The sequence below is a fragment of the Ramlibacter paludis genome (genome assembly GCF_022012305.1).
GTDB lineage: Bacteria > Pseudomonadota > Gammaproteobacteria > Burkholderiales > Burkholderiaceae_C > Ramlibacter > Ramlibacter paludis.
Map to the genome: position 1 here is coordinate 495,955 of NZ_JAKLTM010000003.1, position 25,966 is coordinate 521,920.

Annotated in this window: 28 protein-coding genes; 6 read left to right on the plus strand and 22 right to left on the minus strand. The window is 69.7% G+C overall.

What is annotated here, in order from left to right:
• Positions 1–43: 43 nt before the first annotated feature.
• A complete protein-coding gene (locus tag LZ009_RS12845) occupies positions 44–1,321 on the minus strand; it encodes a M20/M25/M40 family metallo-hydrolase (RefSeq protein WP_275698327.1) in 1,278 nt (425 codons plus the stop codon).
• Positions 1,322–1,405: 84 nt separating this feature from the next.
• Between LZ009_RS12845 and LZ009_RS12850 the strand changes: the two genes are divergently transcribed.
• The 4 genes from LZ009_RS12850 to LZ009_RS12865 are packed head-to-tail and all read left to right on the plus strand — an operon-like array spanning position 1,406 to position 4,401.
• Positions 1,406–2,326: a bifunctional helix-turn-helix transcriptional regulator/GNAT family N-acetyltransferase gene (locus tag LZ009_RS12850; protein WP_275698328.1), complete on the plus strand. Its 921-nt coding sequence runs from the start codon at positions 1,406–1,408 to the stop codon at positions 2,324–2,326.
• A gap of 8 nt (positions 2,327–2,334) precedes the next feature.
• Positions 2,335–3,225, plus strand: coding sequence for a DMT family transporter (locus LZ009_RS12855; protein ID WP_275698475.1), 891 nt, complete (start codon positions 2,335–2,337; stop codon positions 3,223–3,225).
• Between the two features lie 7 nt (positions 3,226–3,232).
• On the plus strand, positions 3,233–3,829 hold the full coding sequence (locus tag LZ009_RS12860) for a chromate transporter (RefSeq protein WP_275698329.1): 597 nt from the start codon (positions 3,233–3,235) through the stop codon (positions 3,827–3,829).
• On the plus strand, positions 3,826–4,401 hold the full coding sequence (locus LZ009_RS12865; protein WP_275698330.1) for a chromate transporter: 576 nt from the start codon (positions 3,826–3,828) through the stop codon (positions 4,399–4,401). Before LZ009_RS12860 ends, LZ009_RS12865 begins: the two co-directional genes overlap by 4 nt.
• On the opposite strand, the gene LZ009_RS12870 is transcribed toward LZ009_RS12865, so the two are convergent.
• The 6 genes from LZ009_RS12870 to LZ009_RS12895 are packed head-to-tail and all read right to left on the minus strand — an operon-like array spanning position 4,398 to position 9,036.
• Complete coding sequence (locus LZ009_RS12870; protein ID WP_275698331.1) at positions 4,398–4,727, minus strand: hypothetical protein; 330 nt, start codon at positions 4,725–4,727, stop codon at positions 4,398–4,400. The genes LZ009_RS12865 and LZ009_RS12870 overlap by 4 nt on opposite strands.
• Complete coding sequence (locus LZ009_RS12875; protein ID WP_275698332.1) at positions 4,724–5,449, minus strand: SIR2 family NAD-dependent protein deacylase; 726 nt, start codon at positions 5,447–5,449, stop codon at positions 4,724–4,726. Before LZ009_RS12875 ends, LZ009_RS12870 begins: the two co-directional genes overlap by 4 nt.
• Positions 5,446–6,570, minus strand: a complete 1,125-nt coding sequence (locus LZ009_RS12880; RefSeq protein ID WP_275698333.1) for an NAD(P)/FAD-dependent oxidoreductase — start codon at positions 6,568–6,570, stop codon at positions 5,446–5,448. The genes LZ009_RS12875 and LZ009_RS12880 overlap by 4 nt, the downstream gene beginning before the upstream one ends.
• A complete protein-coding gene (rlmB, locus tag LZ009_RS12885; RefSeq protein WP_275698334.1) occupies positions 6,567–7,310 on the minus strand; it encodes a 23S rRNA (guanosine(2251)-2'-O)-methyltransferase RlmB in 744 nt (247 codons plus the stop codon). Before rlmB ends, LZ009_RS12880 begins: the two co-directional genes overlap by 4 nt.
• Before the next feature lie 31 nt (positions 7,311–7,341).
• Positions 7,342–8,316 (minus strand): Bug family tripartite tricarboxylate transporter substrate binding protein, encoded by a 975-nt coding sequence (locus LZ009_RS12890; RefSeq protein ID WP_275698335.1) that lies wholly within the window; start codon positions 8,314–8,316, stop codon positions 7,342–7,344.
• Positions 8,317–8,364: 48 nt separating this feature from the next.
• Positions 8,365–9,036, minus strand: coding sequence for an ABC transporter ATP-binding protein (locus LZ009_RS12895; RefSeq protein WP_275698336.1), 672 nt, complete (start codon positions 9,034–9,036; stop codon positions 8,365–8,367).
• On the opposite strand from LZ009_RS12895, the gene LZ009_RS12900 reads away from it, so the two are divergent.
• Positions 9,035–9,676 (plus strand): arylesterase, encoded by a 642-nt coding sequence (locus LZ009_RS12900; RefSeq protein ID WP_275698337.1) that lies wholly within the window; start codon positions 9,035–9,037, stop codon positions 9,674–9,676. The two genes, LZ009_RS12895 and LZ009_RS12900, sit on opposite strands and share 2 nt — an antisense overlap.
• A complete protein-coding gene (gene mnmH, locus LZ009_RS12905) occupies positions 9,673–10,725 on the plus strand; it encodes a tRNA 2-selenouridine(34) synthase MnmH (protein WP_275698338.1) in 1,053 nt (350 codons plus the stop codon). The genes LZ009_RS12900 and mnmH overlap by 4 nt, the downstream gene beginning before the upstream one ends.
• Positions 10,726–10,760: 35 nt before the next feature.
• On the opposite strand, the gene LZ009_RS12910 is transcribed toward mnmH, so the two are convergent.
• From LZ009_RS12910 to LZ009_RS12980, 15 genes are all read right to left on the minus strand, one after another.
• Positions 10,761–11,927, minus strand: coding sequence for a PLP-dependent transferase (locus tag LZ009_RS12910; RefSeq protein ID WP_275698339.1), 1,167 nt, complete (start codon positions 11,925–11,927; stop codon positions 10,761–10,763).
• A 17-nt stretch (positions 11,928–11,944) separates the two neighbouring features.
• On the minus strand, positions 11,945–12,469 hold the full coding sequence (locus LZ009_RS12915) for a phosphoribosyltransferase (protein WP_275698340.1): 525 nt from the start codon (positions 12,467–12,469) through the stop codon (positions 11,945–11,947).
• A gap of 13 nt (positions 12,470–12,482) precedes the next feature.
• Positions 12,483–13,811 carry an adenylosuccinate synthase gene (locus LZ009_RS12920; RefSeq protein WP_275698341.1) on the minus strand — a complete coding sequence of 443 codons (1,329 nt, stop codon included), beginning with the start codon at positions 13,809–13,811 and terminating at the stop codon, positions 12,483–12,485.
• A 33-nt stretch (positions 13,812–13,844) separates the two neighbouring features.
• Complete coding sequence (locus tag LZ009_RS12925; protein WP_275698342.1) at positions 13,845–15,008, minus strand: ATP phosphoribosyltransferase regulatory subunit; 1,164 nt, start codon at positions 15,006–15,008, stop codon at positions 13,845–13,847.
• 79 nt (positions 15,009–15,087) lie between these two features.
• Complete coding sequence (locus LZ009_RS12930; protein ID WP_275698343.1) at positions 15,088–15,276, minus strand: DUF2065 domain-containing protein; 189 nt, start codon at positions 15,274–15,276, stop codon at positions 15,088–15,090.
• A gap of 5 nt (positions 15,277–15,281) precedes the next feature.
• Entirely contained in the window at positions 15,282–16,205 is a 924-nt protein-coding gene (gene hflC / locus LZ009_RS12935; protein ID WP_275698344.1) for a protease modulator HflC, read from the minus strand.
• A 21-nt stretch (positions 16,206–16,226) separates the two neighbouring features.
• Positions 16,227–17,552 carry an FtsH protease activity modulator HflK gene (gene hflK / locus LZ009_RS12940; RefSeq protein WP_275698345.1) on the minus strand — a complete coding sequence of 442 codons (1,326 nt, stop codon included), beginning with the start codon at positions 17,550–17,552 and terminating at the stop codon, positions 16,227–16,229.
• Between the two features lie 41 nt (positions 17,553–17,593).
• A complete protein-coding gene (gene hflX, locus LZ009_RS12945) occupies positions 17,594–18,751 on the minus strand; it encodes a GTPase HflX (RefSeq protein ID WP_275698346.1) in 1,158 nt (385 codons plus the stop codon).
• A 69-nt stretch (positions 18,752–18,820) separates the two neighbouring features.
• Complete coding sequence (hfq, locus tag LZ009_RS12950; RefSeq protein ID WP_430300320.1) at positions 18,821–19,069, minus strand: RNA chaperone Hfq; 249 nt, start codon at positions 19,067–19,069, stop codon at positions 18,821–18,823.
• 117 nt (positions 19,070–19,186) lie between these two features.
• Positions 19,187–20,527 carry a ribosome biogenesis GTPase Der gene (gene der / locus LZ009_RS12955; RefSeq protein WP_275698348.1) on the minus strand — a complete coding sequence of 447 codons (1,341 nt, stop codon included), beginning with the start codon at positions 20,525–20,527 and terminating at the stop codon, positions 19,187–19,189.
• Positions 20,528–20,536: 9 nt separating this feature from the next.
• Positions 20,537–21,688 carry an outer membrane protein assembly factor BamB gene (bamB, locus tag LZ009_RS12960; protein WP_275698349.1) on the minus strand — a complete coding sequence of 384 codons (1,152 nt, stop codon included), beginning with the start codon at positions 21,686–21,688 and terminating at the stop codon, positions 20,537–20,539.
• On the minus strand, positions 21,688–22,365 hold the full coding sequence (locus LZ009_RS12965; RefSeq protein ID WP_275698350.1) for a YfgM family protein: 678 nt from the start codon (positions 22,363–22,365) through the stop codon (positions 21,688–21,690). Before LZ009_RS12965 ends, bamB begins: the two co-directional genes overlap by 1 nt.
• Before the next feature lie 29 nt (positions 22,366–22,394).
• Complete coding sequence (hisS, locus tag LZ009_RS12970; protein WP_275698351.1) at positions 22,395–23,696, minus strand: histidine--tRNA ligase; 1,302 nt, start codon at positions 23,694–23,696, stop codon at positions 22,395–22,397.
• 13 nt (positions 23,697–23,709) lie between these two features.
• Positions 23,710–24,981: a flavodoxin-dependent (E)-4-hydroxy-3-methylbut-2-enyl-diphosphate synthase gene (ispG, locus tag LZ009_RS12975; RefSeq protein WP_275698352.1), complete on the minus strand. Its 1,272-nt coding sequence runs from the start codon at positions 24,979–24,981 to the stop codon at positions 23,710–23,712.
• Between the two features lie 7 nt (positions 24,982–24,988).
• Entirely contained in the window at positions 24,989–25,966 is a 978-nt protein-coding gene (locus LZ009_RS12980; protein WP_275698353.1) for a helix-turn-helix domain-containing protein, read from the minus strand.

The window sequence follows — 25,966 nt, forward strand, 5'->3', positions numbered from 1 at the left end:
GAATCCAGGGCGCCCTGGATCCCCGCCTCCGCGGGGATGACACTCATTGCCCTTTGCCGCGCGCGAAATCCATGATCACCCGCGCCGCCAGGTACAGCCGCGGCTCGATCGCGTCGACCAGGATGTACTCCGAATCGTTCGAATGCGCGCCGAAGCCCGGCAGGCCGAAGCGCTCGATCACCGGCGCCTTGGTCTTGAGCGCGGCAAACGCCGCATCGGTGCCGCCGCCTTCCGGCTGGTCGTCCACCACCAGCTTCTGGCCGATTTCGGCGTAGATCGCCTGCGCATGCGCGGCCAGCTTGCGGCTGGCGTCGGTCGCTTCCAGCGGCGGGCGGCGGCGCTCGAACTTCACCGTGACCTTGGCTTCCGGCACCAGCTGCTTCTTCGCGCGCTCGCGCACGGCCGCCTCGATGCGGTCGTAGTCCGAAACGCGCAGCACGCGCACGTCGGCTTCCGCCTTGGCGACCGCCGGAATCACGTTGCGGTTGGTGCCCGCCGACGCGATCGTCCAGTTCAGCTTCAGGCCCACCTGCGGCTCCGACAGGTCGCGCATCTGCAGCACCTGATGCGACAGCTCGTACAGCGCGTTGACGCCGCGCTCGGGCGCGCTGCCTGCATGCGAGGCCTTGCCTTCCACCTGGATCTCCACCGCGCCGATGCCGCTGGTGGCCAGCGACAGCTTGTCGTTGCCGACCCGCGTGGCTTCGAAGGACAGCACGGCGTCGTGCTCGGCGCCCGCCTGCGTGATGAAGTTGCGCGCGCCGGGCGAGCTGATCTCCTCGTCGGAATTCACCAGCACGGTCAGCGTGCCGAACTCGTTGAAGTTCAGCGACTTGAGCAGCGCCGCCAGGTGCACCACCATGGCCACGCCCTGCTTGTCGTCGGCGATGCCCAGGCCCCAGGCCTTGTCGCCCTCGACGCGGAAAGGCTGCTTCTCCAGCATGCCCTTGAGGTAGACGGTGTCGATGTGCGCGATCAGCAGGATGCGCTTGCTGCCCGTGCCCTTGAAGGTGCCGCTCAACATGCGGCCCGGCTGCGGCGGCGTGTCGGCCATGCGGTAGGTGGTGGCATCGGTGGGCTGGATGAACTCCACCTGGGCGCCCAGGGCGCGCAGCTTGCCGGCCACGACCTCGGTGGCGCGGTTGATGCCCTCGATGTCCTTGCTGCCGGTCTCGATGGACACGAGTTCCTTCAGGGTGTCGAGCAAGGGCTGCTTCTGGGCGGCGGCGGCGCGCTGCACGGCGCCATCGAGCTGGGCGAACACGGGAGCGCAGGCCAGCGCGGCGGCGGCGACGGTCAGGCGCAGGAACGACTTCTTCAAACGCGATCTCCTCGGCAAAAGCCTGCGAGCATAGCGGCAAAAAAATTGGTTGACTCCGGCAAGTAACAGGCCGAGACTGCCGCCATGGAGCCCGTTTCCCCGGCGGACGTCAAGGCCGTGCGCGCCTTCAACCGCTTCTACACGCAGCGCATCGGCGTCCTCAAGCGCTATCTCGACACCGACTTCACGCTGACCGAGGTGCGCGTGCTGTACGAGCTCGCGCACTCCCCGGCGCTCACCGCCAGCGACCTCGCGCACGGCCTCGAACTCGACCCGGGTTACCTGAGCCGCATCCTGCGGCGCTTCGAGGCGCAAGGCTGGCTCGCCCGCACCACGGCGCCGCACGACGGCCGCCAGAGCCTGCTGCAACTGACCGAGGCGGGCTACGCCACCTTCGCCCCGCTGCAGCAGAAGTCGCGCGACGAAACCGCCGAACTGCTCGCCGCCGTGCCGGCGCCGGCGCGCGCCCGCCTGATCGCGGCGCTGGGCACGGTGCACCAGTTGCTCGACCCGACCGGCGCCGAGCGCCGCATCGTGTTGCGCGACCCCCGGCCCGGCGACCTGGGCTGGGTCGTGCAGGCGCATGGTGAGCTCTATGCGCGCGAGTTCGGCTATACGAGCGAATTCGAGGCGCTGGTCGCGGAGATCGCCGCACACTACCTGCGCAAGTTCGATCCGCAATGGGAGAAAGGCTGGATCGCCGAACTCGATGGCGAGCGCGTCGGTTCGGTCTTCGTCGTGCGCAAGTCGCGCACCGTCGCCAAGCTGCGCCTGCTGATCCTGCTGCCGCAGGCGCGCGGCCTGGGCCTGGGCGGGCAGCTCACGGACGCCTGCCTGGACTTCGCCCGGGCCAAGGGCTACCGCAAGATGGTGCTGTGGACGCAAAGCCACCTGGAGGCGGCGCGCGCCATCTACAAGTCGCGCGGCTTCCAGTGCGTGGCCACCGAATCCAACCACGCCTTCGGGCATGACCTGGAAAGCGAAACCTGGGAGCTGAGGCTCTGAACCGCGCCCTGCTTGCCGCCGCGGGCGCCAGCGTGCTGGTCGGCGCGGGCATCGTCGCCTCGCGCTTCGTCGTGGCGGAGGTGCCGCCGCTGACGCTGGCCATGCTGCGCTACACGATCGGCTTCGCCTGCCTGCTGCCCTTCGCGCTGCCCACGCTGGGCGATGCCCTGCGGGTGCTGCGGCGGCGCGACCTCCTGGCCTTGACGGCACTCGGCGTCGGCCAGTTCGCCGTGCTGATCGCCCTCCTCAACTTCGGCCTGCAGCGCGTGGGCGCGGGCCAGGCGGCCCTGATCTTCAGCCTGTTCCCCCTGCTCACGCTGCTGCTCGGCGCGGCGCTCGGGCGCGAGCAGGTCGGCGGCCGGCTGCTGCTGGGCGTGCTGCTGTCGATCGCCGGCGTCGCGCTGTCGCTCTGGCCCAAGCTGCAGGCCGCGCACGGCGGCGGCTGGTGGGGCGAACTCGCCGTGCTGGCGTCCGCGGCGATCGGCGCCCTGTGCAGCGTGCTGTACCGCCCTTACCTGCAGCGCTATCCGACGGTGCCGGTGTCGGCCTTCGCGATGCTGGCCTCGGTGGTGTTCCTGGCGCTGGCGGCGCTCGGCGAACACTGGCCGGCGCGCGTCGCCGCCATCAGCGTGACGGCATGGCTGGTCGTGGCCTTCATCGGCGTGTCGAGCGCCGTCGGCTACTTCTGGTGGCTGTTCGCGCTGAAGAACGAATCGCCGACGCGGGTCACCGTGTTCCTGGCGCTGAACCCGGTGACGGCCGCCCTGCTCGGGTCGCTGTTGCTCGCGGAACCGCTCGGCGTCCACCTGCTCGCGGCGCTGGCCTTGATCGCCGCGGGCCTCTGGCTCGCGACCCGGCCGCCGCGCGCGTTGGTGAATCGACAGGTCCGCCCGGGATAATGCAGGCATGACCGCTTCCCCGCCCGCCGCCGCCGACGCGGCTGCGCAGTCCCGGCCGCGGCCGGCCGACCTCACCGACCTCTTCGTCTCCTTCACCGTGCTGGCCCTGCAGGGCTTCGGCGGCGTGCTGGCCGTGGTGCAGCGCGAGTTGGTGGAGAAGAAGGGCTGGATGACGAAGGAGGAATTCGTCGAGGAATGGGCGGTGGCGCAGATCATGCCGGGGCCCAACGTCATCAACCTGTCGATCACCCTGGGCGCGCGCTACTTCGGCTGGCGCGGCGCCGTCGTAGCCGTGCTGGGCATGCTCACCTGCCCCTTGCTGGTGGTGCTCTCGCTGGCCCTGGTCTATGCGCAGTTCTCCACCAGCCCGCAGGTGGCAGGCGCGCTGCGCGGCATGGGCGCGGTGGCCGCCGGCCTGATCACCGCCACCGGCCTCAAGCTGATGGTGGCGCTGCAGAAGAACATCCTGGGGCTGCCCCTGTGCATCGCGCTGGGCATCCTGGCTTTCGTCGCCATCGCCTGGCTCAAGCTGCCGCTCCTGTGGGTGCTGCTGGCGCTGGGCGGCCTGGGCTGGTCGCTCGCCTACCGGAGGCTGCGCGCATGAACACCATCGTGCTGGGCCTGCCCGACTGGCTCTCGCTGCTCGGGCACTACATGGCGCTGTCGCTGCTGTGCGTGGGCGGCGCGATCACCACCGCGCCCGACATGCACCGCTTCCTGGTGCAGGAAAAAGGCTGGCTGACCGACCCGCAGTTCAGCGCCTCGATCGCCATCGCGCAGGCGGCGCCGGGCCCGAACGTCCTGTTCACCGGGCTCATGGGCTGGAACGTGGGCCTGAACGCCGGAGGCCTGCCGACCGCCCTGCTCGGCATGCTGGTGTGCCTGGGCGGCATCATGCTTCCGAGCTCGGTGCTGGCCTATGCGACGGCGCAGTGGAGCCATCGCAACCGCGACCTGCGCGCCGTGCGTGCCTTCAAGCAAGGCCTGGCGCCGCTGGTGATCGCGCTGCTGGTGGCCACCGGTTGGATCCTGGCGACCGCCAACGGCTATGCGATCCGCAACTGGCCGACCTGGGCGGTGACCATCGTCACCACGCTGGTGGTCTGGCGCACCCGCCTGCACCTGTTGTGGCTGCTGGGAGCGGGCGCGGTGATCGGCGCCCTGGGTTGGGTCTAGCGCGGGTTCTCGAAGAACACGTAAGTCCCGAAGCCACCGACCTCGAAGTACACCTTCTTCTCGCCCGGATCGACCGCGAAGTTCAGGTTCTCGTCGAGGACGCCATAGCCGTAGCGGTAGTTGCGCGGCGAGCCGTCGTCGGTGCCGAGGCCGGTACTGAGCTTGTCGACCTTGAGGAAGCGCCGCACGACCTTGTCGCCGGAGTAGATCTCCAGCACGCCGTTGGTGCCGGTCCAGTTCTGGATGTCGCGCCCCAGCTTGTTCTGCTGCTCCTGCGTGCAGCCGCCCAGTGCCAGCAGCACGGCGGCGATGGCGATCCGGTTCATCCCTGTTCCTCCAGCAAGAGCGGCAGCAAGGCGGCCGCGGTACCGCGCAGCACCGCGTCGGCGGCATCGTCCAGGTCGCTTGCGTGCGGATTCAGCACGACGACCCGGCCCGGCGTGGCACGCGCCAGGCCGGCCGCAGGATAGACCATCCCGGAGGTTCCCACCACCAGCATCAGGTCACAGGCCGCGGCTGCGTCTTCGGCCGCCGCCAGTTCGGCGGCGGGCAGCAGCTCGCCGAACCACACCACCGCGGGCCGGCGCAGGTTGCCGCACACAGGGCAGGACGGCGGGCTGCCCGTACGCAGGACCGCGACGTCGCAGCAAGCGCGGGGCGCATCGAGCCATCGGTCCGCGGCCAGGTTGCCATGCAGGGCCAGCACGCCCGGGGAGCCGGCGCGCTGGTGCAGGCCGTCGACGTTCTGCGTGACCACCGCCAGGCGGCCGGGGTGCCGCTGCTGGAACGCGGCGACCGCGCGGTGGCCCGCGTTCGGTTCCACCTGGCGCAGGGCTTCGCGCCGCATCGCATACCAGTCCCACACCATCGAAGGATTGCGCCGGAAGGCGTCCTCCGTGGCCAGGTCCTCGGGCCGGAACTTCGCCCACAAGCCGGTCTGCGCATCGCGGAAGGTCGGCACGCCGGACTCCGCGCTCATGCCGGCGCCGCTCAGGAGGACGATGCGGCGCGCAGCCCGGACCCAGTCGCGGACTTCTTGCGGGCTCAACGCCGCGCCGCGTGCGTCGCGCGTCCCTTGCTGCCCTTGCGGTGGAAATACACCTCTTCGGCCAGGCGCCGCATGGCGGCGGTGCCCAGCAGCTGGTTGAAGACCCAGTCGTTCTGCAGTTTCTCGTACAGCCAGCGCACCGCACGCTTGGCGCGGAAGGTGGGATAGCGGCGCGGCAGCCATGCGGCTGGGTCGTCCTTGCGGCCTTGCAGGAATGCCGCCACCGCTTCGCCCGCCTCCTGGCCGTGGCGCAGCGCCGTGTGGATGCCGCCCGCGGTCGCCGGCGAGACCATGCCGGCGGCATCGCCGACCAGCAGCGCGCCGGGCCGCGCCACCCGTTCCAGCAGGCCGCCGCAGGGAATCATGCCCGCGCGCACCGAGCGCGCCGGCCCCAGCGGCTGCACCAGGTGCGAGGTCTTTTCCAGCAGGCCGTCGAGGCGCAGGCGTCCGTGGCCGGCGCCCGGCAACACGCGGCGCGCCAGTCCCACCTGCGCGGCCGCCACGCCCGCGACGGCCCAGCCGATGTAGCCCGGCGCCAGTTCGCGGTCGACGAAGCAGTGCAGGAAGTTGCGGTCCATCTCCGCGTCCGGATACTCGTGCTCCACGCCGAACAGGAACTCGCGGTTCTGCGACAGGCCCAGCGACTTCGCGACGCGCGAGAACGGGCCGTCCGCGCCTATCAGGTAGCGCGTGCGGACGGCTTCGCCGGAGGCCAGCGGGATCTCCCAGCCCTCGGCGCCCGACACGGGCCGTGCTTCGGTGAACAGCGTTTCCAGCCGCACCTCCGCGCCGGACGCGCGCACCGAACCGACCATCCAGTCCAGCAGGGCCGGCGCGTCGGTGGCCCAGAAGTAGTAGCCGGGCGCGTACAGGTCCAGGTGGCGCAGGTTGGGCGCGTACAGGCGCACGCCGTCGATCCGGCGCACCAGCGCGGGCGGCACTTCCTGCAGCCAGGCGATCTCCTCGATGGCGTCCTTCACGATCACGCCGGTCGTGTGCAGGCGCGCGCCGGCGGACTGCTTCTTTTCCAGCACCAGCACGCGCAGGCCGGCCAAGGCCGCGGCCCGGGCCGCCGCCAGCCCGGCAAAGCTCGCGCCGACCACGACCAGGTCGAAACTCATGCCGCCTTTCGCTGCCGCACCGCTTCGTACAGGCAGATCCCGCTGGCCACCGAGACGTTCAGGCTCTCCACCGCGCCCAGCATCGGGATGGACACCAGCGCATCGCAGGTCTTGCGCGTCAGCTGGCGCAGGCCCGTGCCCTCGGCGCCCATCACGAGGGCCGTGGGCGCCTTCAGGTCGGCCTGGTACAGCGTCTGGTCGGCCTCGTCGCTCAGGCCCAGGCACCAGATGTTGCGCTCCTTCAGTTCGCCCAGCGTGCGCGCCAGGTTGGTGACCATGAAGTAAGGCACCGTTTCCGCCGCGCCGCTGGCCACCTTGGCCACGGTGGCATTGATGCCCACCGCATGGTCCTTGGGCGCGATCACGGCGTGCGCGCCGGCACCGTCGGCCACCCGCAGGCAGGCGCCCAGGTTGTGCGGGTCGGTCACGCCATCGAGCACCAGCAGCAGCGGCGGGCCCTGCACGCCATCGAGCAGGTCGTCCAGCGAGGTGACCGTGGGCAGGGTTTCGACCCGCGCCACCACGCCCTGGTGGCCGGCGCTGCCCGCCAGCCGCGACAGGCGCAGGGCATCGGCCTCGATCGGCCGCAGGCCGGCCTCCTGGGCGCGCTGCAGGAACTGGCGCATGCGCGCATCCCGCCGCGTGGATTCGTAATACAGCTCCAGGATGGAGCGAGGTGCGGTGCGCAGGCGCACCCCCACGGCATGGAAGCCGAACAGGACTTTCGGGGCAGACGACATTGGCGGGATTATCCCCGCCCGGCAGAGCCGGCTAGTCGAGCTTGGCGCCCGAGGCCTTCACCACTTGCGCCCATTTGCGGATGTCGTCCTGCAGGATGCGGCCGAACTGCTCGGGCGTCGTGGGATAGGGGTCCGCGCCCACGCCGCTGAACTTCTCCAGCAGGTCCTTGTCCTTCAGCAGCTCGCCGACGTCGGCGTTGATCTTGCGCACCACCGCCTCGGGCGTGCCGGCCGGCGCCAGGATGCCGAACCAGGGGCTCAGCTCGAAGCCCGCCAGGCCGGCTTCGCCCAGCGTCGGCACGTTGGGGAAGGTCGCCGAACGATGGGCGCCCGTCACCGCCAGCGCCCGCAGCTTGTCGCCGCGGATGTGGCCCGCCACCGAGGGCAGGCTGCTGAAGGTCATCTGGATCTGGCCGCCGATGGTGTCGGTCAGGGCCCCGGCGGCGCCCTTGTACGGCACGTGGACCAGCTTGATGCCCTGGTTCATGTTGACCATCTCGCCCAGCAGCTGGTTCAGCGAGCCGTTGCCGGCGGAGCCGAAATTCACCTGGCCCGGGTGCGCCTTGGCATAGGCGACCAGCTCGCCCATGGTCTTGGGCGGGAAGGCGTTGTTCACGACCAGCGCGAAGGGCACGGTAGCCACCGTCGCCACGGTGGCGAAATCCTTGTAAGGCTCGTAACCGAGGCTCTTGTAGAGGCTGCCGTTGATGGCCTGGGTGCCCACGTAGCTCATGAGCAGCGTGTAGCCGTCGGCCGGCGCCTTGGCGACGAACTCGGTGCCGACGTTGCCGCCCGCGCCCGGCTTGTTCTCGACGACGACGGGCTGGCCCCACTTCTCCGACAGCTTCTGGCCCACGATGCGGGCCAGCGCATCGGACGCGCCGCCTGGGGTCTGCGGCACGATCAGCTTGACCGGCTTGTTGGGGAAGGCGCCCTGCGCGAAGGCGGCGGGAGCGAGCACGAAGGCGGCTGCCAGGGCAGCGAGGGTGAGGCGGCGGGTCTGCATGCGCCCCATCTTAGGGGCGTGTGTGCATGCCACCCATGTGGGAATCCCTCAGGCGGCGATGGCGCCGGCCTCGATCGTGATGCGCCGCTCGCAGCGAGCCGCGATGGCGCGGTCGTGGGTCACCAGCACCAGCGTCGTGCCCTGCTCCCGGTTCAGGTCGAACATCAGTTCCATCACGGTCTCGCCGGTGGCGAAATCAAGGCTGCCGGTGGGCTCGTCGGCCAGCAGCACGGCCGGCTGGACGACGAAGGCGCGCGCCAGCGCCACGCGCTGCTGCTCGCCGCCCGACAGCACCTTGGGGTAGTGCCCGAGGCGCTCGCCCAGGCCCACGCGTCCCAGCATCTCGGTGGCCGCCTTGCGGGCGTCGCGGCGGCCGGCCAGTTCCAGCGGCAACATCACGTTTTCCAGCGCGCTCAGGTTGCCCATCAGCTGGAAGCTCTGGAACACGAAACCCACCTGGCGCGCGCGCAGGGCGGCGCGTTCGTCCTCGTCGAGCGCGAACAGGTCCTGGCCGGCCAGCATCACCGTGCCCTCGGTCGGGGTGTCCAGGCCCGCGATGATCGACAGCAGCGTGCTCTTGCCGGAGCCCGAGGCCCCGACGATGGCCGCAGTCTCCCGCGGCGCCAGGGAGAAATCGATATCGCGGAGAATGGCAAGCGTCCCGGTGGAGTCGGTCACCGATTTGTGGACGTGTTGGACGGAGATGATGGGTTCGGACATGCAAGCAGGTGGGTGGAGGCGGCGTGACTTTATCGCGGCCGGCTTAGCCGCGTCTTATGCGGCCCTGGCGCCGGCGGCCGCGGCCCCGGTGATCCTGGTGGTGGGCGACTCGCTGAGTGCGGAGTATGGCCTGAAGCGGGGCAGCGGCTGGGTGGCCTTGCTGGAACAGAAGCTGGCCCGGGAGAAGATTCCCGCCCGGGTGGTCAACGCCAGCATCAGCGGCGACACCACGGCCGGCGGCCGCTCGCGCCTGGGGCCGCTGCTGGCGCAGCACAAGCCGACCCACGTGCTGATCGAGCTGGGGGCGAACGATGCCCTGCGCGGGCTGCCCCTGTCCATGACCGAAGACAACCTGGCTCGCATGACCCAGTCGGCGAAACAGGCCGGCGCCAAGGTGCTGCTGCTCGGGATGCAGGTGCCGCCCAACTACGGCACGGACTACACCAACCGCTTCGGCGCGCTGTTCGGCAAGGTCGCCAAGGAGAACCAGGCCGGGCTGGTGCCCTTCCTGCTGCACGGCGTGGCCGACGCGCCCGAGCCGCTGAAGCTGTTCCAGGCGGATCGCATCCACCCGAAGGCCGAGGCGCATCCGGCGATCCTGGACAACGTCTGGCCCGAATTGAAGAAGCAACTGAAATGAGCGTGATGGTCCTGCCGGCGGCGATGGCGCTGGAGAAACTCGGGAAGTTCGATGCGGTGATCGACGCCCGCAGCGAATCGGAATACGCCGAGGACCGCCTGCCCGGGGCGATCAACTGGCCGTCGCTGAACGACGCCGAGCGGCACGAAGTCGGCACCGTCTACAAGCAGGTGAACCCCTTCGAGGCGCGCAAGCTCGGCGCCGGCTACACCGCGGCCAACATCGCGCGGCACGTCATGCGCGACATCGGCGACAAGCCCCGCGACTGGCAGCCGCTGGTGTACTGCTGGCGCGGCGGCCAGCGCAGCAACTCGCTGGCGCTGGTGCTGGGGCAGATCGGCTTCCGGGTGAACCTGCTGGAAGGCGGCTACAAGGCGTTCCGCCAGGCCGTGCTGGCCGCCCTGCCCGCGTTGGCGCAAGGGCTGCAATACCGCGTGATCTGCGGTCCCACGGGCTCGGGCAAGACGCGCCTGCTGCAGGCGCTGCAGGCCGCCGGCGCGCAGGTGCTGGACCTGGAGGACCTGGCGAGCCACCGCAGCTCGGTGCTGGGCCTGATTCCCGGCCAGCCGCAGCCGACGCAGAAGCGCTTCGACACGCTGGTGTGGGAGAAGCTGCGCAGCTTCGATGCGGCGCGGCCGGTGTTCGTCGAAAGCGAAAGCAAGAAGGTCGGCAACCTGGCCGTGCCCGATGCGCTGATGGCCGCCATGCGCGCCAGCCCCTGCCTGCGGCTGGAGCTGTCGGACGACGAGCGCGTGCAGCTGCTGCTGGAGGACTACGCCTTCTTCGCCGACGACAAGGACTTCTTCTGCAAGCGCCTGGAAGCGCTGGCGGAACTGCGCGGGCGGGCGCAGGTCGACGCCTGGCAGGAGCAGGTGCGCGCCGGCGACGTCGAATCCGTGGTGCGCGAGCTGCTGGTGAAGCACTACGACCCGGGCTATGCCACGTCGACCCTCCGCAATTTCGGCGCCTTCGCGGATGCGCCGGTGATCGCGCCCGGCGACCGGACGCCCGAGGCGATGGCGCGCCTCGCGCAGGAACTCGTGGTTTGATTTCTTAGGGTGGGTTCGCGCAGCGACCCCACCAGTCACAGGGCGGCGAGCGCCTGTTCGAGGTCGGCCTTCAGATCCTCGGCCGCCTCCAGCCCGATCGAAAACCGCACCAGGATCCCCTTCGACCAGCTGCCCGCCTTGCGCATGGCCGGCATGTCGTAAGGAACGACCAGGCTCATCGGCCCGCCCCAGGAATAACCGAGCTTGAACAGGCGCAGGCGGTCGCAGAAGGCGTCGACCTGCGCGCTGGTGTACTTCTCGTCGAACACCACCGAGAAAAGGCCGGCCGCCAGGCCGTCGTTGCCGCACACCTCGCGCCAGTTCCCGTGCCCCGGCGCGCCTTCGAAGGCGGGATGCAGCAGGTGTGCGATTTCCTGGCGGCCACGCAGCCAGCCGGCGAGCTCGCGCGCGCTGCGATCGTGCGCGCGGTAGCGCACCTCGATCGAAGGCAGCGCGCGGAGGATGGCTTCGGCATCGTTGGCCCCGACGCCGAAGCCCAGCCGCATGTGCGCCAGCTTGACCCGTTCGTGCAGCGCCTGGTCGCGCGTGACGACGCTGCCCATGAGGACGTCGCCGCCGCCGCTGGGGTACTTGGTCAAGGCGTGCGCCACGATGTCGGCGTAATCGAAGCCCGGGAAGGCGAGCCCCGCGCCCCAGGTGTTGTCCAGGGCCGTGAGCACGCCGCGCTGTCTGCACACGTCCGACAGCTGCCGCAGCGGCGGGAATTCCATCGACACCGATCCGGGCGCCTCCAGCCACACGAGGCGGGTCCTGGGGCCGATGCGCCGCTGCAGGTCGGCCGGGTCCATCGCGTCGTACAGCTGGAAGGTGATGCCCCAGTTCTTCAGCTCGCCTTCGGCCAGGGCCTTGCTCGGGCCGTAGACGTTGTCCGGCAGCAGCACCTCGTCGCCCGCATGCAGCAGCGCGAGGTTGACGTTGGCGATGGCGGCCAGGCCGCTGGGCACCAGCACGCACTGCTTGCCGCCTTCGAGCGCGGCGAGCCGCTCCTCCAGCAGGAAGGTGGTCGGGGTGCCGTGCAGGCCGTAGGTGTAGCCGTTCTTGTTCTTCCAGTCGCGCGCCCGCATGGCGGCGACGTTGGGGAAGATGACGGTGGAAGCCTTGTAGACGCCCGGCTGCGGCGCGACGAAGCCGGCGGGCGGCTGGTACGGGTGGTGGATGAGGTCGGTGACCGGCTTGCTCATGCCGGCATCCTAACGCCTCAGACCTTCCACTTCTCCAGCAGCTTCTCCGGCCGCGTGCTGTCGTAGGTTTCGAAGGGCTGGTGGATCCACGGGTTCGTCGGCAGGAATTCCACCTGGTAGTCCGGCGTGAAGGTCGACAGGCCCTTGGTCCAGATCACCGCGCTGCGCAGCTCGGTGATCGGCTTGTAGTTGTTGCGCAGCATGTCCACGACCTTGTGCAAGGTGTGGCCGGAGTCGGCCAGGTCGTCGACCAGCAGCACCTTGCCCGCGATCTCGCCCTTGGGCGTGGTGATGTAGTGGGCGATGTCCAGGTGGCCCTGCACGGTGCCGGCTTCCGCGCGGTAGGAGCTGGTGGACATGATCGCCAGCGGCTTGTCGAACACGCGCGAGAGGATGTCGCCCGGCCGCATGCCGCCGCGCGCCAGGCACAGGATGGTGTCGAACTGCCAGCCGCTCTGGTGGATCTTGATCGCCAGCTTCTCGATGAGGTTGTGGTACTCGTCGTAGCTGACGTACAGGTGCTTGCCGTCTTCGGTCAACATGGCGGTGCTTCCTTTATGCGAGGTAGGGGTGGCGCATCATGATCGTGTGGTCGCGATCGGGGCTGGTCGAGATGATATCGACCGGCACGCCGGTGACCTGCTCGATGCGCTGCAGGTACAGGCGGGCGTTCACCGGCAGCTGGTCGTACTGCGTGACGCCCACCGTCGATTCGGTCCAGCCCTGCATGGTCTCGTACACCGGCTTGCAGCGCGCGATCTCGTCGGCGCCCAGCGGGAGGATGTCGGTGTGCTCGCCATCGAGCTCGTAGCCGGTGCACAGCTGCAGCTCCTTGATGCCGTCCAGCACGTCGAGCTTGGTGATGCACAGGCCCGTGAGGCCGTTGACCTGCGCGCTGCGCTTGAGCAGCGCGGCGTCGAACCAGCCGCAGCGGCGCGAACGGCCGGTGGTGACGCCCTTCTCGGCGCCCACGGTGGACAGGTGGTAGCCCACGGTGCCGGGCTTCTGCCAATCGAGTTCGGTCGGGAACGGGCCGCCGCCCACGCGCGTGCAGTAGGCCTTGGTGATGCCCAGGATGTAGTGCAGCATGCCCGGGCCGACGCCGGCGCCTGCGGCCGCATTGCCGGCCACGCAGTTCGACGAGGTGACGTAGGGATAGGTGCCGTGGTCCACGTCCAGCAGCGTGCCCTGCGCGCCTTCGAACAGCAGGTTGTCGCCGTGGATGTGCGCCTCGTTCAGCTCGCGCGAAACGTCGGCCATCATGGGCCGCAGGATCTCGGCGTGGCGCATCGCCTCGTCGAACACCGTCTGGAAGTCCAGCGCCGGGGCGTGCAGGTACTGGGTCAGCATGAAGTTGTGCAGCTCCATCAGCTCCTTCAACTTCTCGGCGAAGCGCTGGGGATGCTTCAGGTCCTGCACGCGCAGCGCGCGGCGCGCGATCTTGTCTTCATACGCCGGGCCGATGCCGCGGCCGGTGGTGCCGATCTTCTCGGTGCCGCCCTTTTCGCGGAAGGTCTCGCGCGCGATGTCCAGCGCCGCGTGGAAAGGCAGGATCAGCGGGCAGGCTTCCGAGATGCGCAGGCGCGAACGCACTTCGACGCCGGCCTTCTCCAGGCCTTCGATCTCCTCCAGCAGCTTGGCCGCCGACAGCACCACGCCGTTGCCGATGTAGCACTTGACGCCCGGGCGCATGATGCCGCTGGGGATCAGGTGCAGCGCCGTCTTCACGCCGTTGATCACCAGCGTGTGGCCGGCGTTGTGGCCGCCCTGGAAGCGCACCACGCCCTGCGCCATCTCGGTCAGCCAGTCGACCAGCTTGCCCTTGCCTTCGTCGCCCCACTGGGTGCCGACCACGACCACGTTGCGGCCCTTCGTCTTCGTCATGACAAATCGCTCTCGAGAAGTTTGGATTCGGTATCAGAGGCCGCGCACGGCCCAGCGGCCGGCGGCATCGCGCGCCAGCTCGCGGTCGCAGTGGAACTCGTCCACTTCGCTTTCGTGGCCCGGCAGCACGCAGACCACGGTTTCGCCCTGCCCGCGCAAGGCGGCGATGGCCGCCCGCAGGTCGCTTGCGTCCGGGCCGCTGTCGAGCCAGGGGGCGCGGATGGCGGCCTTCAGCGCGCGCTTCGAGGCCACGCCCACCAGCTCCTTCACGTCCAGGCTGAAGCCGACGGCGGGACGGTTGCGGCCGAACACGGCGCCGACCTCGTCGTAGCGGCCGCCGCGCACCAGCGCGTCGCTGGCGCCCGGCGTGTAGATGCCGAAGCGCACGCCGCTGTAGTAGGCGTAGCCGCGCAGGTCGGCCAGGTCGAAGCGGATGGCGGCGCCCTCGACGTGGCCGGCGAGCCATTCCAGGTGCTTCAGCGCATCGGCGATGGCCGGCGCGTCCGGCAGCGCCTTGCGCGCCTCGGCCAGCACCCTGCCGTCGCCATAGAGGGAGATCAAGGCCTGCAGGCCGCCGCGGGTGGCGGCGGGCAGTTCACGGGTGAGGTCGGCCAGCTCGGAGGCGTCCTTGGTCGCCAGCGCGGCGTGGATGCGGGCCAGGCGGGCGGCGTCGAGGCCCAGGCCGACCAGCAGCGCGCTCACGATGCGGGCGTCGGCCATGTCCACGGTCAGCGGGCCGACCTTGGTGGCTTTGAGGCAATCCAGCGCCAGCGACAGCGCTTCCAGGTCGGCTTCGAGGCCGGCGTGGCCGTATATCTCGGCGCCGAACTGCAGCGGTTCGCGGGTGGCGTGCGGGCGGTCCGGGCGGGTGTGCAGCACCGGGCCGCAGTAGCACAGGCGCGTGACGCCGCGGCGATTGAGCAGGTGGGCGTCGATGCGGGCGACCTGGGGCGTCGTGTCGGCGCGCAGGCCTAGCATGCGGCCGGACAGCTGGTCGACCAGCTTGAAGGTCTGCAGGTCGAGGGCTTCGCCGGTGCCGGTGAGGAGCGACTCCAGGTGCTCCAGCATCGGCGGCATCACCAGCTCGTAGCCGTAGCCGCGGGCGGTGTCGAGCAGCTCGCGCCGCAGTTCTTCGATGTGCCGGGCCTCGGAAGGCAACACATCGGCGATGTGATCCGGCAGGACCCAGGCGGACATGAAAAGGGGACGCTGTTAAAAACGTGATTCTACCGAAGCGCCGGGCCGGGAATCTCCGCCCCGGCCTGCGGGGGAGCCGTCAGAGCACCAGCCAGAGCGAAACGAGCCCCAGCACGATGCTCACCAGCCCGAAGAACCGCACCTGCCCGTCGCGCAGCTTCAACAGCTGCTCGAAGGTGCGGCGCCAGCCGCCGGGCGAGAGCAAGGGGAACAGCCCCTCGAACACCAGCATCAGGGCCAGCGCGGCCCAGACGAGGTTCCAGTCCAACGGGGCTACCGGCGCGGGCCGGGAGCGGCCGCCGGCGCGCCGCCGCCACCCGAGCCGCCGTTGCGGAAGGTGCGGAAGAACTCGCTGCCGGACGGGTCGAGCACGACCACGTCGCTCTTCTTGTTGAAGCTGTTCTTGTAGGCCTCGAGGCTGCGGTAGAACTGGGCGAAGCTGGGGTCGCGGCCGAAGGCCTCGGCGTAGGTGGCTGCCGCCAGGGCATCGCCCTCGCCCTTGATCTTCTGGGCGTCGCGGTAAGCGTTGGCCACCACCACTTCGCGCTGGCGATCGGCGTCGGCGCGGATCTTCTCGCCCTCGGCGGCGCCGGTGGAGCGCAGCTCGTTGGCCACGCGCTTGCGCTCGGCTTCCATCCGCCGGTACACGGATTCGGTGATGGCCTCGACATAGTCGGCGCGCGTGATGCGCACGTCCACCACGTCCACGCCCCAGGGCTTGGCGCCCTTCACCACTTCCAGCACCTCGCGCTTGACGTCGGCGACGACCTGCTCGCGCTTGACCGACAGCAGCTCGCGCACGGTGCGGCGGTTGATCTCTTCCTGGAAGGCGTTGCGCACCACGCGATTGAGCTGGTTGGCGCCCGCGGTCTCATCGAGGCCGACGTTGCGGATGTACTGCAACGGGTCGGAAATGCGCCAGCGCACGTACCAGTCGATCACCACGCGCTGCTTCTCGGCCGTCAGCATCGGCTCGGTGTCCACGCTGTCCAGCGTGAGCAGGCGCTTGTCAAGGTAGCTCACGTTCTGGAACGGCGGCGGCAGCTTGAAGTTGAGGCCGGGCTGGACGATCACGTCCTTGATCTGGCCGAAGGCGTAGACCACGCCGAACTGGCGCTGGTCGACGACGAACAGCATGGAGCTGAGCAGCGCGAGCGCCACCAGCAGCGTGGAAACGATGAAGCCGATTCTGTTCATGGTGTATCTGTTCCCTGCTCTCTAGCGCGACTCGCGCTCGCGGCCGCGGCCGGCGTCGCGGCTGCGCGCATCGGCGGCGGCGGCGGGCGTGGAGGGAGCGGCGGGCGCGGCGGCCGGCGCCGCATCGGGCGTGGCTGCCGGCGTGGCGGCGGAACCGCCCTGGGCCACCTGCTGCATGATCTTGTCGAGCGGCAGGAACAGCATGTTGGAGCCCTGGCGCGAATCGACCAGGATCTTGGTCACGTTGCCGTAGATCTGCTGCATGCTGTCCAGGTAGAGCCGGTCGCGCGTGACCTGCGGCGCCTTCTGGTACTCGGCCAGCAGCGACTTGAAGCGCTGGCTGTCACCCTGGGCCTGGGCCACTATGCGGGCCTTGTAGCCCTCGGCCTCCTGCGCCAGGCGCGCGGCGGCGCCGCTGGCACGCGGGACCACGTCGTTGGCATAGGCCTGGGCCTCGTTCTTGGAGCGCTCGCGTTCCTGGCCGGCGCGCAGCACGTCGTCGAAGGCGGCCTGCACCTGCTCGGGCGGCCGCACGCCGCTTTGCTGCTGGTTGATGCCGACCACTTCGACGCCGATCTTGTACTGGTCCAGCAGCTTCTGCATCAGCGCGCGCACGCGCGGGCCGATCTGGTCGCGTTCCTCGGCCAGCGCCGAGTCCATCTTCATCTTGCCGACCACCTCGCGCACGGCCGTCTCGGCGGCCTGCACCACGGCGTCCTGCGGGTTCTTGCTCTCGAACAGCCAGGCGCGCGCGTCGGAGAGGCGGTACTGCACGGCGAACTTGATCTCGACGATGTTCTCGTCCTCGGTCAGCATCGCCGATTCCTTCAGGCCGGTCGCGCGGATCACGGTGTCTCGGCCCACGTCGACCGAGCGGATCTGCGTGACGTAGACCACCTCGTGGCGCTCGATCGGGTACGGCAGCCGCCAGTTGAAGCCGGCGCCGACGGTGGAGTTGTAGCGGCCGAAGCGCGTGATGACGGCCTGCTGGCCTTCCTGCACGATGAAGATGCCGGTGAACATCCAGATCGCGACCACCACCACGGCGATCAGGCCGGCGCCCACGCCCGCGCTCTTCATGTCGGGCTGGAAGTTGCCGTTGCCGCCGCCGCCGAAGCCGCCCCCGCCGCCCTTGCGGCCGAACAGCCCCCCGAGCTTGCGGTTGAAGTCGCGCCACAGCTCGTCCAGGTCCGGCGGGCCCTGGTTGGGGCCCTTGCCGTCGCCGCGGTTGTTGTCGGCGTTCTTGTTGTCTTCGCCGCGGCCCCAGCGGGGATCGTTCAGGTTGAACATGCCCCGCAGGCGGTCTCTCAGCCCGGCAAAGGTCAGGCTGCGCAAAGGAAGGTTCATTCGCTCGGTACTCTTGTTGTCGGCAGCCGCATTGTGCCCGTTCAGGCTGAGGTTTCGGCCGGGGCGGGCTCGGGAAGGGGATGGCGCTCGGCCAGGATGCGCGCCAGCTCCTGGCGCAGCACGGGCAGGCCGGCGCCGGTCTGGGCGCTCACGAAGACGCGCGGCACCTGCCGGCCTTCGATCTCGAAGCTGTCGACCAGCTGCAGCGGCTGCCGCTCCGCGGCGACCGCATCGGTCTTGTTGAAGACGAGCAGCTGCGGCACCTCAGCCGCGCCGATCTCGCGCAGCACGTTCTGCACTTCCTCGATCTGCTCGGGGTAATGCGGGTTGGACGCATCCACCACGTGCAGCAGCAGGTCGGCGTCGATCGATTCCTGCAGCGTCGCCTGGAAGGCGGCGATCAGGCCGTGCGGCAGGTCGCGGATGAAGCCGACCGTGTCCGACAGCGACACCGAACGCCCCGCTTCGCCCAGGTAGAGCTGCCGCGTGGTGGTGTCGAGCGTGGCGAACAGCTGGTTGGCCGCATAGGCGCGGGCCTTCACCAGCGCATTGAACAGCGTCGACTTGCCGGCGTTGGTGTAGCCGACGATCGAGATGTTGAAGGTGTCGCGGCGTTCGCGCTGCCGGCGCTGGGTGGCGCGCTGCTTCTTCACCTTGACCAGCCGCTCGCGCGTGCGCTTGATGGACTCGTCGATCATCCGGCGGTCCAGCTCGATCTGCTTCTCGCCCGGGCCGCCGCGCACGCCGGCGCCGCCGGTCTGGCGCTCCAGGTGCGACCAGCGCCGCACCAGGCGCGTGCTCAGGTACTGCAGGCGGGCGAGCTCCACCTGCAGCTTGCCCTCGTGGCTGCGGGCGCGCTGGGCGAAGATCTCCAGGATCAGCAGGGTGCGGTCGTTGACCGGCAGGCCGGTGTGCTTTTCCAGGTTGCGCTGCTGCGCCGGGCTGAGGGCCTGGTCGAACAGGATCTCGCTGGCGCCGAGCTCCTCGGCCAGGGCCTTGATCTCGTCGGCCTTGCCGCTGCCCACGAACAGGGCGGCGTCGGGCGCGCGGCGCTTGCAGGTGATGCGGGCGACGGGGTCGAGCCCGGCGGTCTGGGCCAGCTGGCCCAGTTCCTCGAGCTCGGAATCGAAATGGGGAAGGCCCAGGTCCACCCCCACCAGGATGGTGGCGGCGGCCGGGCGCTCGGACGTGGCTGTCAAGGGGCTACCAGATTCTCGTGAAAACAGGGAGCGCCCGCCGGCAGCGGAAAGCGGAAGAAAGCGGGCCGGTCAGGTCGGGCTGCTTTCGCTCGCTTCGGCCGCCGTGAAGTTCACGGCGCGGCCGGGGACGATGGTGGAGATGGCGTGCTTGTAGACCATCTGGGTCACAGTGTTGCGCAAGAGCACAACGTACTGGTCGAAAGACTCAATCTGCCCCTGCAGCTTGATGCCGTTGACGAGGTAAATCGACACCGGAACATGTTCGCGACGCAGGGTATTGAGGAAGGGGTCTTGTAGTAGCTGCCCTTTGTTGCTCACGATATTCTCCGTGTTCAAGCGTTGTTGGAACTTGCACATTACCACAGCAACGGCTGCCGTGCGGCGCGCTTGAGCAACCCAACTGCCGCCGTTCGGGCGGAATTCAAGACCGACGGACTATTCTTTGTCGGCGTAAGGGTTCTTGGACGTCTTCATCTCGATGCGCAGCGGCGTGCCAACGAGGTTGAATTCCTTGCGGAAGCGCCCTTCCAGGAAGCGTTTGTACGCATCGGTGACATGTTCCAGCGAATTGCCGTGGACCACGATCACCGGCGGGTTCATGCCGCCCTGGTGGGCATAGCGCATCTTGGGCCGGAACATGCCGGCGCGCTTGGGCTGCTGGAACTGCACGGCCTCCAGCAGCAGCCGGGTGAGCACCGGCGTGGTCATCTTGCACATGGCCGCCTTGTGCGCCTGCGCGATCGAGCCCCAGAGCGGCCCCATGCCCTGGCGCTTCTTGGCCGAGATGAAATGCAGTTCGGCGAACTTCAGGAAGGGCAGCCGGGTCTCGATCTGCCGGCGCACGTTCTCGCGCGCATAGTCGTCTACGGCGTCCCACTTGTTCACGGCCAGCACGACCGCACGGCCCGACTCCAGGATGTAGCCCGCGATGTGGGCGTCCTGGTCGGTCACGCCCTGGGTGGCGTCGAGCAGCAGCAGCACGACGTTGGCCGATTCGATGGCCTGCAGCGTCTTGACCACCGAGAACTTCTCGATCGCTTCGAACACCTTGCCCTTGCGGCGCAGCCCGGCCGTATCGATCAGCTCGAACTTCTGGCCGTTGCGCTCGAAGGGCACCGAGATGGCGTCGCGGGTGGTGCCGGGCAGGTCGAAGGCCACCAGGCGCTCCTCGCCCAGCCAGGCGTTGATCAGCGTCGACTTGCCGACGTTGGGCCGTCCGGCGACCGCCAGCTTGACGATGCCCGACTGCTGCGGATCGGCGGCTTCGTCGTCCTCTTCCGGCAGGTGCAGCGGCTCGAAGGCCAGGTCCACCAGGTCGCGGATGCCCTGCCCGTGCGCCGCCGAAATGCCGTGGACGTCGCCCAGGCCCAGTTCGTAGAACTCCGACAGCTGCGCGCCCGCGGTCATGCCTTCGGCCTTGTTGGCCGCCAGCACGGTGGGCTTGCCCAGCTTGCGCAGGTACTTGGCGATGTCGTGGTCCTGCGCCGAGAGGCCCTCGCGGGCGTCGACGACGAAGATCACGACGTCGGCCTCGGCCACCGCCTGCTGCGTCTGCTTGGCCATCTCCTTGTAGATGCCCGTCTCGGCATCCGGCTCGAAGCCGCCGGTGTCGATGACGATGAACTCGTAGCGACCGTGCTTGGCGTTGCCGTAGTGGCGGTCGCGGGTGAGTCCGGCGTAGTCCGCCACGATGGCGTCACGCGACTTGGTCAGCCGGTTGAACAGCGTCGACTTGCCGACGTTGGGGCGGCCCACCAGGGCCATGACCGGCTTCATCTTGTCCTTTTACTGCGGCACGAAGCCGTAGACGCCGCCGTTTTTCGTCACGACGACGAGAGTGTTTCCGGCCACCACGGGCGCGGCGGCGATCGCCGAGCCGTCGGTGGCGAGGCGATTGAGCAGCGTGCCGTCCTCGCGCGACAGCATGTGCACGAAGCCGAAGGCGTCGCCCACCACCACCGAGCGGCCCAGGGCCAGCGGCGTGCCGAGGCCGCGGTGCAGCATCTTCTCGTTGGTCCAGGCACGCTGGCCGGACTCGCGCTTCCACGCGATCACCTTGCCGTCGGCTTCGGTGCCGAAGACGCTGGCGCCGTCCCCGCCCACGCCTTCGGAGCCGTTGGCCTTCTGGGTCCAGGCGACCTGGCCGCGGGCGGCATCGACGCAGCCCACCGCCGCCTGGAAGGCGCGCACGCAGACGCTGTCGCCGACCCGGCTGACGCGGCCGACCAGGTCGACCAGGCGCTCCACGTCGTTGATGCCGCGGGCGATGGCCACGGGCGCTTCCCAGCGCACGCTGCCGTTCAGCGGATTGAGGCCGGCCAGGCGGCCGCCCTGCCCCACCACCAGCGTGTCGGCCACGGCCAGCATCACGCCGGACTGGCGCAGCACCAGCGGCTCGCCGGCGCGCGACTGGGTCCAGAGGCGGCGGCCGGTGGCGCCGTCGAAACCGGCGACGGAACGGTCCGCGCCCAGCACGAACACGCGGGCGCCGGCCACGAAGGGCGCGGTGTACGACAGCACGGTCAGCTTCTGGCGCCAGGCTTCCTTGCCGTTGGCGAAGACGACGAGGTCGTTGTTGCGGGTCACCACCGCGGTGGTGGCGCCATCGGTGCCCACGCCGGCAGCCAGCGGGGCGCCGGCGCTCACGCGCCACTGTTCGCGGCCGGTGGCGGCGTCGAGGGCCATCACCGTGCCGTCGCTGGCAGCGAGCGTCGCGGTGGTGCCCGTGACGGCGACCGACAGCGGGAAGTCGACCTTGCCGATGGACGTGGTCCACGCCTGGCGGATCGCCAGCAGGTTCGGGTTGGCTTCCAGTTCGGCGGGCTTCGGCTTGTCGGAGCTGCCGCCGATGTAGGGGATCGAATTCCAGACCGCGCAGCCGCCCAGCAGGGAGGCGGCGGCGACAGCCAGCAACGCGCGGGTGAGGCGGCGGCCCATCATGACTTGGTGCTTTCCGCGGCCGGCTGCAGCGTCTTCACGTCGACGCCCAGCGAGGTGAGCTTCACTTCCACCAGGCCGCGGTAGTCGGCGGCGGTGCTCATGCCCTGCCAGGCCTTGGTGTACTCGGCCCGCGCCTGGTCGCGCTTGCCCTGCAGGTTGTAGATGTCACCGCGGCGGTCGGCCGCCAGCGGCTCGAAATCCTTGGGCATGGAGGCCGACAGCGTCTTGAGCGCCTCGTCGTAGGCCTTGGCTTCGGCCTGCAGGCCCGCCAGGCGCAGGCGCGCGACGGCCTGGTAGCCCTCATCCTTCGCCTCGTTGGCCACCCACTGCAGGTCGGCCTTGGCGGCATCGAGCTGGCCCTTGTCGGCCAGCACCTTCGCGGCCAGCAGGGCGGCCTGGGGCGCATAGGTGGTGCCGCCGAACTTGTCCTGGATGTCCTTCACGGCCTGCTGCAGGCGCGCCGTGTCGCCGCCGGCGGCGGCGCGGTCCACCTCGTCGTACAGCTGCGAGGCCTTGGCGGCCTGGGTGCGCTGCCAGTACTGCCAGCCGTTCCAGGCGGCGAAGGAGCCCAGGACGGCGATCAGGAGCCAGGTGATCAGGTTGCCCCACTGGTTCCAGAAGTGCTTGAGCTCGTCAAGCTGTTCCTGTTCTTCGAGATCGAGATGTCGTGCCATTGTGTTGCCCAGTTTGCGGGCGATTGTAGTTAGGCTTTGAGGGACGGGGCCCAGGACTGCGGATTGGCCAGCGGCTGGAGCGCCTGCTGCCCGTCGGTCAGGTTCTTCACCATGACCTGGCCGTGCGCCAGTTCGTCCTCGCCGAGGATCAACGCGAAGCGCGCCCCGCTGGCGTCGGCCTTCTTCATCTGGTTCTTGAACGAACCGCCGCCGGCGTGCATCGTCACCTGCAGGCCCGTGGCGCGCAGCGCTTCGACGAGCGACAGGGCGGGCGTCACGGCTGACTCCGAAGGCACGATGCAGTAGGCGGCCAGCGCGTCGCGCGGCGGCTGCAGGCCCAGCTCCTGCACCAGCAGCAGCAGGCGCTCGATGCCCAGGCCGAAGCCGATGGCCGGGGCCGCCTTGCCGCCCATCTGCGCGATCAGGCCGTCGTAGCGGCCGCCGCCGCAGATCGTGCCCTGCGAGCCCAGGTGGTCGGTGGTCCACTCGAACACGGTGCGGTTGTAGTAGTCCATCCCGCGCACCAGGCGCGGGTTGATGCGGTAGGGCTGGCCCGCCGCATCCAGCAGCGCGCGCAGCGCATCGAAGTGGGCGCGCGATGCGTCGCCCAGGAAATCGAGCAGCTTGGGCGCGGCTTCCACCATTGCCTGCATCGCCGGGTTCTTGGTGTCGAGGATGCGCAGCGGGTTGCTGTGCATGCGCTGCCTGGCCTCGCTGTCCAGCACGTCGAGGTTGGCCTCGAAGTGGGCCACCAGCGCGGCGCGGTGGGCGCGGCGCTCCTCGGCCTCGCCCAGCGTGTTGATTTCCAGCCGGTAGTGCTGCCCTTCGAGGAGCCCCAGCTCGCGCCAGAGCGCGCGGCCCATCAGGATCAGCTCGGCATCGACATCGGGGCCGCCGTAGCCGAGCGCCTCGACGTCCAGCTGGTGGAACTGGCGGTAGCGGCCCTTCTGCGGCCGCTCGTGCCGGAACATCGGCCCGGCGGTCCAGATGCGCAAGGGCCCGTTGTAGAGCGCGTTGTGTTCGACCACGGCGCGCACGATGCCCGCCGTGGCTTCGGGCCGCAGCGTGAGCTTGTCGCCGTTCATGGAATCGGTGAAGGAGTACATCTCCTTCTCGACGATGTCGGTGACCTCGCCCAGGCCGCGCACGAACAGCGCCGTCGGCTCGACCACCGGCGTCACGATGTACTGGTAGCCGTAGCGCGCCATCACGCGCCGCACGACGTCGTCGAACCACTGCCAGGTCGCCGAGCGCGGGAGCACCTCCTTGCGATCGACGCTCGCGGGCAGGATGTCGTTCATGCCTTTGACGGCATTCAATTTCTCGGCCATTTTTCTGTCGCCTTTAGGCGTGTTCGGTGACTTGACCGAAGCGCTTCTCGATGTAGTTCTCGACGATCTGGTGGAACTCGGTGGCGATGTTCTCGCCGCGCAAGGTGAGGGCCTTCTGGCCGTCGATGAAGACCGGCGCGGCCGGCGCCTCGCCCGTCCCGGGCAGGCTGATGCCGATGTCGGCGTGCTTGCTCTCGCCGGGGCCGTTGACGATGCAGCCCATCACGGCCACCTTCATCTTCTCCACCCCGGGGTACTTGGCGCGCCACACCGGCATCTGCGCGCGCAGGTAGTCGTCGATCTGCTTGGCCAGCTCCTGGAAGGTGGTGCTGGTGGTGCGGCCGCAGCCCGGGCAGGCGGTGACGCTCGGCACGAAGCTGCGCAGGCCCAGGGCCTGCAGGATCTCGGAGGCGATCACGACTTCCTGCGTGCGCGATTCGCCCGGCTGCGGCGTGAGCGAGACGCGGATCGTGTCGCCTATGCCTTCCTGCAGCAGGATGCCCATGGCGACCGACGAGGCGACCGTGCCCTTGGTGCCCATGCCGGCCTCGGTCAGGCCCAGGTGCAGCGGGTAGTCGCAGCGGCGCGCCAGTTCGCGGTAGACGGAGATCAGGTCCTGCACGCCGCTCACCTTGCACGAGAGGAGCACCTGCTCGTGGCGCATGCCCAGTTCCTCGGCGAGCCGGGCCGACGTGATGGCGGAGGTGATCAGCGCCTCGTACATCACGGACTTCGCGTCCCAGGGCGTGGCGCGCAGCGCGTTCTCGTCCATCAGCTGCGCGAGCAGTTCCTGGTCGAGGCTGCCCCAGTTGACGCCGATGCGCACCGGCTTGTCCCACTTGAGGGCCGCTTCGATCATCTGCGCGAACTGGCGGTCCTTCTTGTCGCCCTTGCCCACGTTGCCGGGGTTGATGCGGTACTTGGACAGCGCCTGCGCGCAGTCAGGGTAATCGGTCAGCAGGCGGTGGCCGTTGTAGTGGAAGTCGCCGATCAGCGGGACGTCGATGCCCATGCGATCGAGCTGCTCGCGGATGTACGGGACCTGCTGCGCCGCCTCGGGCGTGTTGACCGTGATGCGCACCAGCTCGGAACCGGCCAGCGCGAGCTCCTTCACCTGGATCGCCGTGCCGATGGCATCGACGGTGTCGGTGTTGGTCATGGACTGCACCCGCACCGGCGCGTCGCCGCCGACCGTGACCACGCGCGACCCCCAGGCCACGCGGGCCTGGACGGAGCGGCGGGCCGCGGGCGCGGCGGGTTCGACGGGCAGGCAGGGGGCGGTCATCACGAACTCACTTGACTTCGAAGCGGGCCACGTTGTCGCGCGACACGGGTCCCAGGTTGAACGGCTTGCCGCGCACCTGCACCTCGGTCTGCTCCACGCTGCCGATGGTGACGGCCAGCGGCAGCGTGCCGCTCGCGCCGGCGACGTCGCCGGGGCCCATCAGCTTGCGGAACACCGTCGTGCCGGCGGCGTCGGTCACCTGGATCCAGGAATTGCCGCGGGTGCGGAAGGTGACGACGCCCTTGGCCGCGATGGCCGCGGCGCTGGCGGCCGCACTGGCGGCGGAGGCGGCAGGCGTCGCCGCCGCGGCGATGGCGGATGCGGCAGCGGCGGGTGCGGGCACCGCCGGAGCGGCAGGCGCCGCCAGCGACGGCACGGCGGACGCCGGGCGCAGGGCCAGGGAGGCTGGCGCCGCCGGAGCGGCGGCGACCGCGGCGGGCGCACTGGCCACGGCGGCAGGCGCCGATGCGGGCGCGGCGGCGGCCGGTGCCGTTTCCGCGGGTGGATGGATCTCGACCGGCGCGCCCGGCGGGAAGGCCGGCTCGCCCGTCTTGGCGGGGCCTGCGCTGGCGGCTTCGTCGTCGCGCTTCGGCAGGAAGATCAGCACCACGGCGGCCAGCAGCAACGCCACCACGATCAGCGCCACGGGGCGTGACACTTGCTGCGGCAGCCCCGGCGCGGGACCGTCGCCAGGCGCGCGGAAAGGCGCGTTGATGCCGTCGTCGTCCTGGATCAGGCGCGGGCGGGCGGTCTGCGGCAGGCGCTCCAGCACCGGCTGCGGGTCGATCTTGAGCGTGCGGCACACGCTCGAGGCCAGCGCGCGGATGAACACGGCATCCCCGAGCTGGTCGTAGCGGTCCTCTTCCAGCGCCTCGAGCTTGCGCACCGGCACCTTGAGGTTGGCGGCAAGCGTCGCGACATGCAGGCCGGCGGCTTCGCGGGCCTCGCGCAGCAGCGTTCCGGCCGACGCTGCGCTTCCTTCCAC

What these genes read in the sequence shown, in the direction of transcription:
- LZ009_RS12880 (WP_275698333.1), bottom strand. Translation starts at nt 6,570, where the DNA reads ATGAGTTTCGACCTGGTCGTGGTCGGCGCGAGCTTTGCCGGGCTGGCG.
- LZ009_RS12865 (WP_275698330.1), top strand. Translation starts at nt 3,826, where the DNA reads ATGAACACCATCGTGCTGGGCCTGCCCGACTGGCTCTCGCTGCTCGGG.
- LZ009_RS12890 (WP_275698335.1), bottom strand. Translation starts at nt 8,316, where the DNA reads ATGCAGACCCGCCGCCTCACCCTCGCTGCCCTGGCAGCCGCCTTCGTG.
- ispG (WP_275698352.1), bottom strand. Translation starts at nt 24,981, where the DNA reads ATGACCGCCCCCTGCCTGCCCGTCGAACCCGCCGCGCCCGCGGCCCGC.
- LZ009_RS12910 (WP_275698339.1), bottom strand. Translation starts at nt 11,927, where the DNA reads ATGAGCAAGCCGGTCACCGACCTCATCCACCACCCGTACCAGCCGCCC.
- LZ009_RS12900 (WP_275698337.1), top strand. Translation starts at nt 9,035, where the DNA reads ATGCAAGCAGGTGGGTGGAGGCGGCGTGACTTTATCGCGGCCGGCTTA.
- LZ009_RS12850 (WP_275698328.1), top strand. Translation starts at nt 1,406, where the DNA reads ATGGAGCCCGTTTCCCCGGCGGACGTCAAGGCCGTGCGCGCCTTCAAC.
- hflC (WP_275698344.1), bottom strand. Translation starts at nt 16,205, where the DNA reads ATGAACAGAATCGGCTTCATCGTTTCCACGCTGCTGGTGGCGCTCGCG.
- LZ009_RS12895 (WP_275698336.1), bottom strand. Translation starts at nt 9,036, where the DNA reads ATGTCCGAACCCATCATCTCCGTCCAACACGTCCACAAATCGGTGACC.
- LZ009_RS12920 (WP_275698341.1), bottom strand. Translation starts at nt 13,811, where the DNA reads ATGACGAAGACGAAGGGCCGCAACGTGGTCGTGGTCGGCACCCAGTGG.
- bamB (WP_275698349.1), bottom strand. Translation starts at nt 21,688, where the DNA reads ATGGGCCGCCGCCTCACCCGCGCGTTGCTGGCTGTCGCCGCCGCCTCC.
- LZ009_RS12860 (WP_275698329.1), top strand. Translation starts at nt 3,233, where the DNA reads ATGACCGCTTCCCCGCCCGCCGCCGCCGACGCGGCTGCGCAGTCCCGG.
- mnmH (WP_275698338.1), top strand. Translation starts at nt 9,673, where the DNA reads ATGAGCGTGATGGTCCTGCCGGCGGCGATGGCGCTGGAGAAACTCGGG.
- LZ009_RS12870 (WP_275698331.1), bottom strand. Translation starts at nt 4,727, where the DNA reads ATGAACCGGATCGCCATCGCCGCCGTGCTGCTGGCACTGGGCGGCTGC.
- LZ009_RS12925 (WP_275698342.1), bottom strand. Translation starts at nt 15,008, where the DNA reads ATGTCCGCCTGGGTCCTGCCGGATCACATCGCCGATGTGTTGCCTTCC.
- der (WP_275698348.1), bottom strand. Translation starts at nt 20,527, where the DNA reads ATGAAGCCGGTCATGGCCCTGGTGGGCCGCCCCAACGTCGGCAAGTCG.
- rlmB (WP_275698334.1), bottom strand. Translation starts at nt 7,310, where the DNA reads ATGTCGTCTGCCCCGAAAGTCCTGTTCGGCTTCCATGCCGTGGGGGTG.
- hflK (WP_275698345.1), bottom strand. Translation starts at nt 17,552, where the DNA reads ATGAACCTTCCTTTGCGCAGCCTGACCTTTGCCGGGCTGAGAGACCGC.
- hisS (WP_275698351.1), bottom strand. Translation starts at nt 23,696, where the DNA reads ATGGCCGAGAAATTGAATGCCGTCAAAGGCATGAACGACATCCTGCCC.
- LZ009_RS12965 (WP_275698350.1), bottom strand. Translation starts at nt 22,365, where the DNA reads ATGGCACGACATCTCGATCTCGAAGAACAGGAACAGCTTGACGAGCTC.
- LZ009_RS12915 (WP_275698340.1), bottom strand. Translation starts at nt 12,469, where the DNA reads ATGTTGACCGAAGACGGCAAGCACCTGTACGTCAGCTACGACGAGTAC.